This window comes from Nocardioides sp., assembly GCF_036493135.1.
Taxonomy (GTDB): domain Bacteria; phylum Actinomycetota; class Actinomycetes; order Propionibacteriales; family Nocardioidaceae; genus Nocardioides.
Window position 1 is genome coordinate 1 of sequence record NZ_DASXQG010000062.1, and the last position, 13230, is coordinate 13230.

Below are 13230 nucleotides of genomic sequence, written 5' to 3' on the forward strand. Positions count from 1 at the left end.
CTGGTCCAGCCGGAACGGCGGGTAGGTGTCGGTCATCAGGGCGACGTACGCGGTCACTCGGTAGACCCACCGATTCAGGCCGACCAGCAGGTCGAACAACGACGCCGGGTAGCGGCCGGTAAACAGCAACAGCAGTCCGGCAGCCAACGTCAGCGCACCGATCAGACCGCCGACGGCGAACTGGAAGCCGTGCGCGTCACCGAACTGCCACGTGCCCGCGAGCACGCCCAGCACGATCAGGTGCGGCAGCGCCAGTAGCCACGACTTGACCAGCACCAGCCCGCGCGAGAGCCGCTCGGGGTAGGCGATGTCGAGGTCGGCCGGGTAGTCGGTGTGGTCGATGGTGAACGGCGGGTAGTCGGTGCCGATCGCAGCCGTCGCGTAGAACTGCACTCGCCAGGTCCACCGCAGGATGCCGACGTTGAGGTTGAAGAGGCCACGCGGGTAGCGGCCGGTGACCAGGATCGCGAAGAATGCCACCACGGTGAGAGCCACGAAGGCCAGCCACAGCAGCGCGAGCACGACGAAGTGCGGGATCGCCAGAAACCACTTGACCAGCCAGAGCCCCCGGTTCAGCTGTGGGTCTTTCGCGCCGAACAGGGTCACCGGGGTGTCGGGCCAGACGGCTTCGGGAGGCTGACCGGGCGCGACCTGGCGGGGGACCCGCGGTCCCGGGGGCCGGGCGCCGTACACGACGAGCAGTGCGCCGCCGAGGATCAGGGCGCCGCCCAGTAGGCCGAGGCTCCATGCCAGCGGTGTGAGCCAGCCGAGACGTCCGCCCGCGGACAGGTCGACCGCGACCCCCGGGGAGCCGTCGATGTTCATGACCACGGCGGTGTAGGTCCCGGGCTGGAGGTCCCAGGTCGGCGCCTGGGTGCCGGGGCCGCTGCTCTGCGCGGTCCAGAACCCCTGGTCCGTGGGAGCCGCGCTCAGGTCACCGCCGGTGCCACGCCGGGTCAGCGAGTAGTCGAACGGGTCGGTGCGCAGGTCGCTGATCTCGTCGTACGACGCCCTGCCCAGATACCGCGCAACGTCGGCGCTCGGTGCGATCCCGATGAAGACGGCCGCTGCGTCTGCGGACCGGGCGCTCAGCCGCACGGTGGCGAGGTCACGGTCGGCCCACCAGTCGTCGGGGCCGGCCTCACCGAGGTTTACGACCTTGCTGGAGAGGGCCACCGTCTCGGTGGTGAGCTGCTCGGTCGGGGTGCTGAAGAACCCGTCGTCGTCGCGCTGGGTGGCCATCGCCCAGCCAAGGCCGAGGCCTGCGAGCAGCAGCGGGAAGCCCACGAGCGCGAACAGGATGCCGATGATGAGGGGGACCGGGCGGTTCCTGCGCGAGGCGGTGCGGCCTGGTCCAGCTGGTGGGGTGTAGGTGGCCATGGTTGTGATCTCCCTTCTCGTCGCCAGGCGACGTCATGGCCGGGGCGCTGAGCCGATCCACCACGAAACGGCGGCATCCGGAACGCGCAATGAGTTCCGGATAGGGCCCTCCGCGTGTGTGGCTACTTGACCTCGGAGCGGCGCAGGGAGAGCAGCCCGACGACGAGGGGAATGACGATCCAGATCATCGTGGTCGAGCCGAGCATCGCCCACTCCTTGACAGTGTTCGTGGCGCCATTGAGGAGCGCCACCTGCGCGTAGTGCCAGTCGATCCACGGCTGCAGGTCCTCGAACCACGAGCGCACCTGGGCCAGGAGCGCGAGGATGCCCGGCATGACCAGTGAAGCCACGAAGTAGCCCACGATCGCGGCCGCGGAGTTGCGCAGCACGACGCCGAGGGCGAAGCCGAAGGCCATGCCAGCCAAGTTGTAGAGCACCATCTGGAGTGCCATGGACAACGAAATGTCCCACGCGGTGTCGAGGCCTGAGAGTGCGGCACCGGCCACGTTGCCGAGGGCGCCAACCAGAAAGGCGACAGAGACGGCGCCGATGCCCACCAGGACGGTCGCGATTGCCTTCGCGCCGATCACGCGGCCGCGGCTCGGCACCAGCGTGAACGTCGTGAGCCCACTTCGCTGGTTCCACTCACCCGTGACGGCCAGGATCGCGATGATCGGCAAGATCACCGACATCGGGAACCCGCTCGCCCTCACGAAGTTCTGGTAGGTGACGTCGCTGTTGAGGCCGAAGACGAGAAGCGACCCGGCTGAGATGGGCGACAGGACGCCGATGCAGACCAGCATCCAGAATCCCGAGCGGGTGTTGAACATCTTGCGCAGCTCGACCTTGACGAGTCGGCTGGTCGGGATGGGCTGGGCGGTCCGTCGGGCCGGCTCGGCCTCGATGGTGTCGGGAGGGACGATCGTGGCGATCATGCCGCAACTCCTTCGCGTTGGGTGTCGGCAGTGAGCGACAGGAACATGTCTTCGAGCCCGGTGCCTTCGGCGGACCGGAGCTCGGTGAGGGCGATGCCGGCGGTCAGGGCCACGGCCCCCACCCGAGCAGGGTCGGCATCGGTGCGGACCGAGCCGTCCCCTGCAAGCGTGCTGGGGATCCCGGCCCGTTCGAGGGCGTGCGCGAGGTCGCGCGGTGACGTCGACCGCACGAGCGTCCCCGCTGCCGCCAGCAGCTCCTCCTTGCTGCCGGACGCGACGATCTTGCCGTTCCCGATCACGACCAGGTCGTCGGCGATGACCTCGATCTCGTGCAGCAGGTGCGAGGACAACAGGACGGTGCCGCCCTGGCTGGCAAAGCTCGTCAGCAGGTCGCGCATCCACCGGATCCCGGCAGGGTCGAGCCCGTTGGCCGGTTCGTCGAGGATCAGCACCCGGGGGTCCCCGAGCAGTGCGGTGCCGATACCCAGTCGCTGACGCATGCCGAGGGAGTAGTTGCGAACCCGGCGCTTGGCCTCCGAAGATGTCAGGCTGACGAGCTCGAGCATCTCGTCGACGCGGCGGCGGGGCAGACCGATGGTGTCGGCGGCGATCGTGAGGATTTCGCGTCCGGTGCGGCCGGCGTGCTGGGCAGAGGCGTCCAGGAGGACGCCCACCTCGAGGCCGGGGTTGGGTAGGTCTGCGAACCGTTCTCCGTTGATGGTCGCGGTGCCGGACGTCGGGGCGGTCAGGCCGACCATCACGCGCATCGTGGTGGACTTGCCGGCGCCGTTCGGGCCGAGGAAGCCGGTGACGCGACCGGACTTGGCGGTGAAGGAGACGTTGTCGACGGCGGCGAAGCCGGCGTACCTCCGGGTCAGTGACTCAACAGTGATCATGTGAGAACCCTCGCCGCGTCGCGGCGTGCGCACATCGGCGTCGAGGCCGGACCCTCCTCGGCCGTCGGGAGGAGCGGGGTCTCGTTCTTTCGGTCGGTCCCCGGCGCCTTGGCGGTCCCTAGGCTGGGTGTGTGATCACCAACGCCCTGCGCTCGCTGTGGGCCGAGCCCCGAGCAGCCGCCGTTCCCGAACGGGTGTCGCGCGACTGGGTGCTGGTCGGGGCGTTGATGGTGACGGCGCTGCTCGAGGGAGTCTTCCGGGACGACGTCGCCTGGCGGCCGTTCGTGACGATCGTGGCGGTCGGGCTTGCGCCGGTGCTCCTGTGGCGGCGTACCCACCCGTTGGTCTGCGTCGTGGTGGGCTTCGGCACCGGCATGGCGTTGGGACTGGCGAGTCAGCTGGCCGGGATCCCGGGTGTGGGCCTCAACACGATGATCTACATCCTGGTGCTCGCCTACGCGCTGGTCCGCTGGGGCTCAGGGCGCGAGATCGTGATCGGGCTGGCGGTGGTGCTGGTCGCTGCGGTGGTCAGCATTGCGACCGACTACTCCGGGCCGGCCGAGCTCTTCGGTGGGTTCGGCGTTCTGGTGGCTGCGGCGGCGGGCGGAGCGGCGTTCCGCTACCGCGCCGAGAGCCGTCGCCGGGCGTTGGACCAGATCCGCAGCCAGGAGCGGGTCGGCCTCGCGCGTGAGCTGCACGACATAGTCGCCCATCACGTCTCGGCGATCGCTGTGCAGGCGCAGGCGGGCCGGGCGATGGCCAGGCAGCGACCCGAGGCGGGGCTCGAGGCGCTGGCGGCCATCGAAGGGGAAGCATCGCGGACTCTCGCGGAGATGCGGGCGATGGTCCGGGTGCTGCGCGACGGAGCGCCTGCGGAGTACGCCCCCCAGCCCGGCGTTGCCGACCTGATGTCCCTCGCCCGCCGTGACTCGGCCCCGGTCGTTGACGTGGAGCTGCCGGAGGACCTGGACCAACTCCCGCTCCAGGTCGACACGGCGGTCTACCGGCTGGCGCAAGAGGCGCTGACCAACGCCCTGCGGCACGCCCGCAACGCCACGCGTGTGGAGATCCGGGTCGTCGAGGGTGCAGGAAGGCTGCGGCTACGCGTGACCGACGACGGTCGGATCGACCCGGCGCGGCCGGCGAGCCGCGGCTTCGGGCTGCTGGGGATGACCGAACGCGTGCAACTGCTAGGCGGCACGCTGCGTGCCGGGCCGGCGCCCGAGGGCGGGTGGACGGTGGACGCCGAGCTGCCGACGGAGGTAGGCAGATGACGGTGCGCGTGCTGGTGGCCGACGACCAGGATCTGGTGCGTACCGGCCTCTCCATGATCCTTGACGCCCAGCCCGACATCGAGGTCGTCGGTCAGGCCGCCGACGGCCACGCCGCGGTCGAGCTGGCGCGTCGGCTCACCCCCGATGTGTGCCTGGTCGACATCCGGATGCCCGGGCTCGACGGCATCGAGGTGACCGAGCTCCTCGCCGGGCGGGGCGTCCCGGACCCGATCGCGGTGGTGGTGATCACGACCTTCGACCTCGACGAGTACGTTCACGGCGCGCTTCGGGCCGGCGCCCGAGGCTTTCTACTCAAGGACGCCGGGCCGGAGCTGCTCGTCCAGGCCGTGCATGCCGCCGCCGTCGGCGATGCCCTGATCGCGCCGAACATCACGCGGCGGTTGCTGGCCACCCTGGCCGCCGGGGAACCGTCGAGCCGACGTACCCAACCGATCGAGCCGCTCACCGATCGCGAGGAGGAGGTGCTGGCGCTGGTCGCCCGTGGCCGCACGAACGCCGAGATCGCCGCCGATCTCTTCATCGGCCTGACGACCGCCAAGACCCACGTCGCGAGCCTGTTGACCAAGATCGGCGCCCGCAACAGGGTTGAGATCGCGATGTGGGCCTACGACACCGGCCGGGTGGGGGACTGAAGCCGCCGTGCAAGGACTCGGAGAGCCGTTCCGCCAAGCAAGCAGGATTCGATGAACGCAGTCTCGTCAAGGACATGCGGCACCAGCCGCGCATCGCGTGTGCGGTGAGTTGGGTGCCGTTGTACATCCCGATGTTCGCCTGTCAACGCCAGTTTTCCGTGATCGAGCCCTCCAACACCAGCTACTCATTGCGAGCATCGTCGTGGTTGCCGCGCTGCTGTCCAGATGATGATCCGGTTCCACGAGAACGTGCAGCAAGTTCACGGTGCTGGTGCCGGCGGTCTCGGGGCAGCTGGACTGACCCGGAGGAAGAGATCCGCTCCGATGCCACGGGAGCGCGGCCCCGGGTGCGGCGCCGAGCCGCTCCTGTGACCTTCTCAGGTAGCGCTTCGCATGCCAATCCCTTCTGGGTCAGCTTGGGTCGACACGAGCCGTGCGCGCGATTCGACTGGCGGCCAGAAACCGGCCACTTACAGCCGGCCACCATCCCGTGTCACCCCACTACACTCCGTAGGTGACCGTGCGGTCTTCCCGCGTAAACCCGAGGAGATCCGTGATCGTCCAAGCTCGTCCGTAGCGGTCGATCTCGTCCAGAGGTCGCAGGTTCAAATCCTGCCCCCGCTACCAGAGGAAGGGCCCGCTGACCTGCGGTTATCCGCAGAGTCAGCGGATAACCGCTTTTCGTCGTCAGGCCCGGCACCCGCGTCGCTCCGCGGGGATTAGGTGACCTCGCTGTCAGGCGAGCACCGTGGCCACGTAGTCGCGCGCCTGTGCAGCGCTCTCGAGCCGCAACGTCTGCTTGGCCAAGAGCTCGCATTGACCGAGGTCGAGCTCACGCACGCGCGCCTTCACGGCTGGTACGGCGTGGGGCCCGACGCTGAGCTCGCGGACGCCGAGTCCGACGAGGAGAGGTATGGCGATCTCGTCCGAGGCGATCTCGCCACACACCGCGACGTCTGCTCGCTCGCGTGCGGCCTGGCACACTCGGTCGATCAGCTGCAGAACGCCCGGGTCAAGGGCGTCGGAGAGCCCGGCGACGCCGGGATTCCCGCGCTCGGCCGCAAGCGTGTACTGGGTCAGGTCGTTGGTGCCGATGCTGACGAAGTCGAGTTGGGACAGGAAGGACTCGATCTTCAGCGCTGCTGCCGGCACCTCGACCATCATCCCCACGCGCAGACCCTCGGGTAGACCGGACGGGCCGGCTGCCTCGAGCAGGACCGCGCGGGCCGCAGTGAGCTCCGCAACCGTCGAGACCATCGGGAACATCAGCGACACCGGGGTACGACGAGCGACCGCACAGACCGCGGTGAGCTGGTCGTGCAACAGCCCGGGCCGGTCCAGCGCGAGCCGCACCCCGCGTACGCCGAGGAACGGGTTGTCCTCCGCCGGCATGGGCAGGTAGGGCAGCGGCTTGTCGCCACCGACGTCCAGCGTCCGCAGCGTCGCGCGCCGCCCGCCGAGCGCCGACGCGATCTCGGCGTACTCCTCCTCCTGCTCCGAGACCGATGGCGCCGCCTCGCGTCCGAGGAAGAGGAACTCGGTGCGGATCAACCCTGCCTCGTCCGCACCCGCGGCGAACGCGGCCCGCGCGTCGGCGACCGAGCCGAGGTTGGCCGCGACGACGATCCGGGTGCCGTCGTTGGTGACGGCCGGTTCGCTGGCCGCCGCCAGGTCGCGGGTACGGCGTGCCGCCAGGTCGGCCGCGCGGGCACGGTAGATGTCGACCACCGCAGGAGCCGGGTCGAGATGGATCTCCCCGGTCGCCCCGTCCACCACGATCGGCGTGCCCTCGGGCACCGCCAGCACGTCGCGACCGGCGGCCACCACCAGGGGGACCGCCCTCGAGCGGGCCAGGATCGCGGCGTGCGAGGTCGGACTGCCGGCGGCGAGCACGATGCCCCGGATCCGGCTGGTGTCGAGGCCCGCTGTCTGCGCGGGGGTGAGATCGCGGGCAACCAGGACGCCCTCCTCCACGGTCTGATGGTGGCCCACCCCCGCGAGCACGCGTCGTACCTGGTCGCGCACGGCGCGGACGTCAGCGGCACGCTCACGGAGGTAGGCGTCTGGAAGCTCCGACCACTGCTGCTCGATGTCGGAGAGTGAGGCCGTCCACGCCGCGGAGGCCCCGAGCCCCGCCCCGATGCGATTCTTGACGTCGGCGAGCATCTCCGCGTCGGCGAGCAGGGTCAGGTGAGCATCGAAGATCCCGGCCTCGGCCTCCCCCACCTCGCGGAGGGTGAGGGCGCGCAGGTGCTCGATGTCGCGGCGTACCGCTGCGACGGCCTCGGCGATACGCCGCCACTCGGTCGCAGGGTTGCCAGAACCTGGCTCATCGTCGGTGACCGGGGGCGCGGTGAGCCGGACGACGGGGCCGATCGCGATGCCCGGGGACGCCGCCACGGGACCCACCGTGGCGGGAGCCGGCTCGGCGATCGGTGCGGTGGGCTCGTCGAACTGTCGAGCGGCGAGGGCCACCAGGTGCTCGACGGCCTCCTGGGCCTGCGGGCCGGATGCCCGGACCTCGACCTCGTGGCCGCGTTGGGCACCCAGGGTCGCGACCCGGCTCAGACTGCCCGCCGGCACGGGGCCGGTACCGGTCGTGAGGTTGGTGAGGGTGACGGTCGCGTCGAGGCCACCGACCTCGCTCACGAGGCGAGCGGCCGGGCGAGCGTGGAGGCCGTGCTGGTTGGTGACGGTGAAGGTGCCGACGACGGCGGCCGCGGGTACGGCGGTCTCCTCCAGCGGAGCGGTCTCGTCGGGTGTCGAGAGGTGCGCGGTCTTGCCCATCAGCGCCGCCCGCGCCTCGGCTGCCACCTCTGCGCGGCTGGCGCCGCCGGAGGCCGCGACCGCCGCGACGACCAAGCCCTCGACGATCGGCGCCGAGGAGAGGACGACCCGGTCTCGAGCAGTCGGGTCGTCGAGGAGGTCGAGTGCGAGCTCGGCGCTGAGCACAGCGCTGCCGAGGTCCATGAGGACGACGACGCCGTCCGGCCCGTCGACCTTCTCGATGGCCTGCTTGACCTGTACGGCGTCGGTGCCGAAGGTCGTCTCGTCCAGTCCGGCGGCGAGCTCGATCTGGACCGGCCGGCCGTGCAGCATCTCGGCGGCGAGCGCGAGGGCCGCTCTGGCGAGAGGCCGGCTGTGGGAGACGACGACGATGCCGACGCCCTTCCCGGAAGTCATGGTCTTCTCCGCTCTGGCGTGTTCAGGCGAGCGTGTCTGCGGCGGCCGACACCAGCAGCGCCACGCTGGTGGCGCCCGGGTCCTGGTGGCCGACGCTGCGCTCGCCGAGGTAGCTGGCCCGGCCCTTGCGCGCAAGCATCGGGACCGTGGCGTCGCGGCCGGCGTCGGCCGCTTCGCGGGCGCGTCCCAGTGCCGACGCGAGGTCCAGCCCGTCCTTGAGGCCTGCCTCGAGCGCGTCGACAGCCGGAGCCAGCGCGTCGTACATTGTCTTGTCGTCGGCGACCGCCTTGCCGCGTGCGACGACACCGTCGAGCCCGGCGCGGAACGCCGCGGCCACCTGCTCCGATGTCACCTCGGCGACGTCGCCGAGCGTGCTGCCCAGTCGCAGGAAGAGGGTGCCGTAGAGCGGGCCGCTGGCCCCACCGATGGTGGAGACGAGGGTCATGCCGACCTTGCTCAGCAGCGGGCCGGCCCCCGAGGGCGAGGTGTCGTCCAGCGCGACCACGGCGGCCTTCATCCCTCGGTCCATGTTGGCTCCGTGGTCGGCGTCGCCGATGGCGGAGTCAAGCTCGGTGAGGTGGTCACGCTCCTGCGCGATGAGCTCGGCGAAGCGCCGTACCCATGCGTCGAAAGCCGCCGTGGTCACGTGGTCGGTCATCGCGTCAGATCCCCCACCTCAGGGCCGGAGTCCTGACCGGAGCGTCCCAGAGCCGCAGCAGCTCGTCGTCGGCCTTGAGCAAGGTGACCGACGAGCCCGCCATCTCCAGCGACGTGATGTAGGAGCCGACCAGCGACCGGGCCACGCTCACGCCGTGCTTCGACAGGATCTTGTTGACCTCGTTGTACATCACGTACAGCTCGATCAGCGGCGTGCCACCCAGACCGTTGACGAACGCGATCACCTTTTCGCCGGAGCCGAAGGGCAGGTCGGCCAGGATCGGCTCGACGAGCGCCTCGGCGATCTCCTTGGCGGGCGCGAGCGGCACCCGCCGCCGACCGGGCTCGCCGTGGATGCCGACGCCGAGCTCCATCTCGTCCTCGCCGAGCTCGAACGTCGGTGCTCCGGCAGCCGGGACGGTGCAGGACGTCAGGGCGACGCCCATGCTGCGACCCTGGGCGTTGACCCTGCGGGCCACGTCGGCGACCGCGTCGAGATCGCGACCTTCCTCCGCGGCTGCGCCGGCGATCTTCTCGAGCAGGACGGTGACCCCCACACCGCGACGGCCTGCGGTCCAGGTCGAGTCCTGGACGGCGACGTCGTCGTCGGTGACGACGGATACGACGCGGGCGCCCGTCTCGGCGGCTGCCATCTCGGCGGCCATCTCGAAGTTCATGACATCGCCGGTGTAGTTCTTCACGACGTGGAGTACGCCGACCCCTCCGTCGACCAGCTTGGTCGCGGCGAGCATCTGGTCCGGCACGGGTGAGGTGAACACCTCGCCGGCACATGCGGCATCGAGCATGCCGAGCCCGACGAAGCCGCCGTGCAGGGGCTCGTGTCCGGAGCCGCCCCCGGAGATGATCCCGACCTTGCCCGGCTTGGGGGTGTCTCCGCGGTAGATGATCTTGTTCGCGTGGTCCACCTGGAGGTCGGAGTGGGCGGCCTCGATCCCGAGCAGGGCCTCGGAGACGACGTCGTTCGGGTCGTTGATGAGCTTCTTCATGACTCCCTCTCTATGGGCTCTCTATTTGGCTCTCTAAGGGTTCTCGGGCTGGTCAGGCCGGGGCCTGGGTCAAGGTCGCGTCTTCAGGATCCGCCAGATCGACGCCGGCCGCACTGGTCGCCTTGTCGGCAGGTGTGTGGGCGATGAACGCGTAGCAGAGCGCGGCGGCCGCACCGGCGAGGAACTCGGCGAACAGGTAGACCGGCAGCTGTTCCCATTTCACGTCGCCGCCGGCGATCTGCTGCACCAGCATCGGGCCGAAGGTGCGGGCGGGGTTGATCGAGGCGCCCGTGGCCGGAGCGACCGGGATGATCGCGGCGAACACCACCAAGCCGATCGCGACGCCGGCGAAGCCCGCCGCGGCCTTGCGATAGATCACGCCGAAGATCGTGAAGACCAGGATGAACGTGCCGACGAACTCGGCGGTGAAGGCCTGCACCCAGCTGATGTCGCCGTACGACGCGACTCCGAGGCCGACGTCACTGGCCTTCTGGCCGAGGACACCGATGATCGCGGCCGCGCCGACGATCGCACCGAGCGCCTGGGCCGCGATGTAGCCCGGCACCTGCGACCACGGGAACTTGCCGGAGACGGCGAGCCCCAGCGTGACGGCCGGGTTGATGTGGTTGCCGCCTACGTGCCCGAGTGCGTAGACGGTCGCGATCACCACTGTCCCGAAGGCCAGGGAGATCATGCCGAGGTCGGCCATCGTGAACGGCGCGTTGCCGTTGACGATGAGGGTGGCCGGCACCGAGCCGACTCCGATGAACACCAAGAACGCGGTTCCGATGAATTCGGCGGCCAGCTTCTGGACCGTGGTGGTCTCGTCGAGCATGTCCAGCTCCTTTCCTGCTCGATTTACGAAGACCGTTCGATATAGTCGAACGATGCACGGACCATACGCCTGTGATTGGGGTCACAGCAAGACCCTTCGGCATACTTTGTGCTCGCCCGACCCTTCCTCTCGGAGGTTCCGACCGTGATCCAGTCCGTAGACCGCGCGATCCGCGTGCTCACGGCGCTGCAGGGTGCGCGCCGGATGAGCCTGTCCGAGCTGTCCGCTCGGCTCGACCTCGCGCCGTCCACGACGCACGGCATCGTGCGCACGTTGGTCGAGCACGGGATGGTCGTCCAGGAACGCGGATCCAGCCGCTACCAGCTCGGGCCGGCGGTGCTCCGTCTCGGCAACGTCTACCTCGACACCCTCGAGCTGCGCTCCAAGGCGATCCCGTGGGCCGAGGACCTGGCCCGGCGCACCGGCCTGGCGGTCCGCACGGGGGTGCTGCTGATCGACGACGTCGTGATCATCCATCACGAACCGCGGCCCGACGGCAGCCGCCAGATGCCCGAGGTCGGCATCGTGATCCCCGCACATGCCAGCGCTCTGGGCAAGGCGATGCTGGCCTTTCTCCCCGACGAGACCGAGCGCCTCCTCACGGAGGGCGAGCTGCGCAGCATGACCGGCGAGACACTCACCTCGCCCGACGACGTACGCCGGCAGCTCGAGAAGATCCGCACCACCGCCACCGCCCGCGAGCAGGACGAAGCGGTCCTCGGCGAGTCCGCCGTCGCGTCGCCGGTGTTCGACTCGTGGGGCGACGTGGTCGGGGCGATCGGGGTCGTCATGTCCGGGGCATCGGAGAGCGACTCCGCGGGGCAGGTGCGGGAGACCGCACGAGCGTTGTCCCGAGAGCTCGGCGCCCCGGCCTGGCCCCCTCCGTCGCACCATTGATCGGCGGCCCGCCTCCCGTCGAGTCGCATCCTCGTGGTCGGGTGGGACGACCGTCCTGGCGCCAGCGAACCTACGGCTCTTGTTACGAAGCCTGTGGGAGTAGGTCCCATCTGGAGTCGTCTGCAGTCCAGTGGTTCAGGGTGGCGTCCACGGCGAGCTTGTGCACAGCAAGGTCCAGGACTCCGTTCTCGGCAGCCAGGTCGAGTACCTACAGGTAGGAGGCGACCGACTCGGTGCGCAGCGCCGCCGCGACGCTCGTCACCGTGGGCGCGACGTCACGCATGTCGACCAGCGTGAAGACGCCGGCGACCTCGGCCCCCGCCTCGACCAGCTCGCCGGCGAAGCGTCCGACCAAAGCCCCTGTCCAGATCGCGTCGTCCACCAGCAGGACCCGCTTCCCGGCGACTGCCGCTCCACGCACCGAGGGCTCATGGTCCTCGTGGCCGCGGTAGCCCGGCTTGCGGACGAACGCGAATCGAATCCCAGCCGCCAGGGCGATCGAGGCCGCGAGCGGGACGCCTGCGGTCTCGGCCCCGACGACAACATCAACGCCGAGCTCGTGGGCGAATCGCGCACCCCTGGTGCCGAGGTCCCGCAGGAGCTCCGGGTCCGCGAAGGCGTTCTCCAGCGACAGGGGCTGGAGGGGAGTCCGCTCGTTGTCCCAGTGAGCGGCACCGGCACGCACGAGCCCGGGTGCTGTGGCCAGCCGAGAGGCGAGGTCCTCGGCGTCGTCCGGCGACGTTCCGGGGGCAGGGGCGAGGCGGAGAGTGGATCGGGTCGGGTGCTTGTCGTTCATCGTTTCCGGCTTTCTAGAAGGCATCTGTCTCCACGGTGTCTCCACCACGCGTGCATCGCCCCCGTGCATGACCCTCGTCCGACCCCCGGCCCGGGCATGGACGGACAGGGCTGGGACCAGGTCGAGCACTCCTCCTGGGAGGCGAGTCAGCGACCGGGGGCGAGCCGCCGGTCGGCTACTCCGGTGCGGAGCCGGCCTCGGCCACGAGCCTCCGGGCCTTTTCGGCATCCTCGGGCGTCACCAGGACCCGGACACCTTCGGTCAGCTGCCACTGGGGCTCGAGCCCACCCGCGTCGTCCGCGGACGCCCTGGCGGTGATCCCGTTGGCCTCGAGCATGCCGACGATGAGCCGTGCCTCGATCGTCGAAGGCGCGCGTGCGACTTCCTCGGTGAGACCGGACACCCGGACAGCCTGCGGCATTCCTGGCTCGTCCGCCAGTGGGCCCCGGTGCCCGAGACGGCGAACGGCCCGCGAGTGGCCCACGGAGACTCCCTGGTGTCACGACGCGGCCAGGTGGACGACCGTTTCTCTGACGGAGCAACCGCACACCCTCAGAGAAAAGGAAACTGAAATGGCACTCTCAGATCAGCTCAGCAAGCTGTCGGCTCGCACCAAGAAGCTCGAGGACTGCGCCGCAGCGGCCCACGACAAGGCACGCGACGACCTGCAGAAGGACGTCGCGGCGGCCCGGGACGCGTCAGAGGCGAACGCCGAGG

The 13230-nt window shown here is 69.9% G+C and carries 12 protein-coding genes and 1 pseudogene; 3 read left to right on the plus strand and 10 right to left on the minus strand.

Annotated elements, in window-relative coordinates; genetic code table 11:
- The 3 genes from VGJ24_RS10850 to VGJ24_RS10860 all read right to left on the minus strand — a co-directional run.
- On the minus strand, positions 1-1380 hold a 1380-nt coding region (locus VGJ24_RS10850), incomplete at its 3' end, for a DUF4389 domain-containing protein (protein WP_331500597.1).
- Between the two features lie 122 nt (positions 1381-1502).
- A complete protein-coding gene (locus VGJ24_RS10855; protein WP_331500598.1) occupies positions 1503-2315 on the minus strand; it encodes an ABC transporter permease subunit in 813 nt (270 codons plus the stop codon).
- Positions 2312-3211, minus strand: coding sequence for an ABC transporter ATP-binding protein (locus VGJ24_RS10860; RefSeq protein ID WP_331500599.1), 900 nt, complete (start codon positions 3209-3211; stop codon positions 2312-2314). Before VGJ24_RS10860 ends, VGJ24_RS10855 begins: the two co-directional genes overlap by 4 nt.
- A 131-nt stretch (positions 3212-3342) precedes the next feature.
- On the opposite strand from VGJ24_RS10860, the gene VGJ24_RS10865 reads away from it, so the two are divergent.
- Together VGJ24_RS10865 and VGJ24_RS10870 are read left to right on the plus strand one after the other, a co-directional pair.
- Positions 3343-4485, plus strand: a complete 1143-nt coding sequence (locus tag VGJ24_RS10865; RefSeq protein ID WP_331500600.1) for a sensor histidine kinase — start codon at positions 3343-3345, stop codon at positions 4483-4485.
- A complete protein-coding gene (locus tag VGJ24_RS10870; RefSeq protein ID WP_331500601.1) occupies positions 4482-5138 on the plus strand; it encodes a response regulator transcription factor in 657 nt (218 codons plus the stop codon). The genes VGJ24_RS10865 and VGJ24_RS10870 overlap by 4 nt, the downstream gene beginning before the upstream one ends.
- A 735-nt stretch (positions 5139-5873) precedes the next feature.
- On the opposite strand, the gene ptsP is transcribed toward VGJ24_RS10870, so the two are convergent.
- The 5 genes and pseudogenes from ptsP to VGJ24_RS10895 all read right to left on the minus strand — a co-directional run bounded on the left by ptsP (position 5874) and on the right by VGJ24_RS10895 (position 10820).
- Positions 5874-7925, minus strand: a complete 2052-nt coding sequence (gene ptsP, locus VGJ24_RS10875) for a phosphoenolpyruvate--protein phosphotransferase (RefSeq protein WP_331500725.1) — start codon at positions 7923-7925, stop codon at positions 5874-5876.
- A pseudogene (gene dhaM / locus VGJ24_RS10880) lies at positions 7902-8321 on the minus strand (dihydroxyacetone kinase phosphoryl donor subunit DhaM); the annotation flags it as partial. The gene ptsP and the pseudogene dhaM, both read right to left, overlap by 24 nt.
- Positions 8322-8343: 22 nt before the next feature.
- Complete coding sequence (dhaL, locus tag VGJ24_RS10885; protein WP_331500602.1) at positions 8344-8979, minus strand: dihydroxyacetone kinase subunit DhaL; 636 nt, start codon at positions 8977-8979, stop codon at positions 8344-8346.
- Positions 8980-8983: 4 nt separating this feature from the next.
- Positions 8984-9985 carry a dihydroxyacetone kinase subunit DhaK gene (gene dhaK, locus VGJ24_RS10890; RefSeq protein WP_331500603.1) on the minus strand — a complete coding sequence of 334 codons (1002 nt, stop codon included), beginning with the start codon at positions 9983-9985 and terminating at the stop codon, positions 8984-8986.
- Between the two features lie 52 nt (positions 9986-10037).
- Complete coding sequence (locus VGJ24_RS10895) at positions 10038-10820, minus strand: MIP/aquaporin family protein (RefSeq protein WP_331500604.1); 783 nt, start codon at positions 10818-10820, stop codon at positions 10038-10040.
- Between the two features lie 144 nt (positions 10821-10964).
- Between VGJ24_RS10895 and VGJ24_RS10900 the strand changes: the two genes are divergently transcribed.
- Positions 10965-11717, plus strand: coding sequence for an IclR family transcriptional regulator (locus VGJ24_RS10900; protein ID WP_331500605.1), 753 nt, complete (start codon positions 10965-10967; stop codon positions 11715-11717).
- Positions 11718-11925: 208 nt separating this feature from the next.
- Here VGJ24_RS10900 and VGJ24_RS10905 read toward each other — a convergent pair whose 3' ends face one another.
- Positions 11926-12513 (minus strand): phosphoribosyltransferase family protein, encoded by a 588-nt coding sequence (locus VGJ24_RS10905; RefSeq protein ID WP_331500606.1) that lies wholly within the window; start codon positions 12511-12513, stop codon positions 11926-11928.
- 175 nt (positions 12514-12688) lie between these two features.
- Positions 12689-12934 (minus strand): putative signal transducing protein, encoded by a 246-nt coding sequence (locus tag VGJ24_RS10910; protein ID WP_331500607.1) that lies wholly within the window; start codon positions 12932-12934, stop codon positions 12689-12691.
- Between the last annotated feature and the right edge of the window lie 296 nt (positions 12935-13230).

Bases quoted from the DNA above. Each gene is read 5' to 3' on its own strand.
- VGJ24_RS10895 (WP_331500604.1), bottom strand. From the start codon at position 10,820: ATGCTCGACGAGACCACCACGGTCCAGAAGCTGGCCGCCGAATTCATC.
- VGJ24_RS10905 (WP_331500606.1), bottom strand. From the start codon at position 12,513: ATGAACGACAAGCACCCGACCCGATCCACTCTCCGCCTCGCCCCTGCC.
- VGJ24_RS10870 (WP_331500601.1), top strand. From the start codon at position 4,482: ATGACGGTGCGCGTGCTGGTGGCCGACGACCAGGATCTGGTGCGTACC.
- dhaL (WP_331500602.1), bottom strand. From the start codon at position 8,979: ATGACCGACCACGTGACCACGGCGGCTTTCGACGCATGGGTACGGCGC.
- ptsP (WP_331500725.1), bottom strand. From the start codon at position 7,925: ATGGGCAAGACCGCGCACCTCTCGACACCCGACGAGACCGCTCCGCTG.
- VGJ24_RS10860 (WP_331500599.1), bottom strand. From the start codon at position 3,211: ATGATCACTGTTGAGTCACTGACCCGGAGGTACGCCGGCTTCGCCGCC.
- dhaK (WP_331500603.1), bottom strand. From the start codon at position 9,985: ATGAAGAAGCTCATCAACGACCCGAACGACGTCGTCTCCGAGGCCCTG.
- VGJ24_RS10855 (WP_331500598.1), bottom strand. From the start codon at position 2,315: ATGATCGCCACGATCGTCCCTCCCGACACCATCGAGGCCGAGCCGGCC.
- VGJ24_RS10910 (WP_331500607.1), bottom strand. From the start codon at position 12,934: ATGCCGCAGGCTGTCCGGGTGTCCGGTCTCACCGAGGAAGTCGCACGC.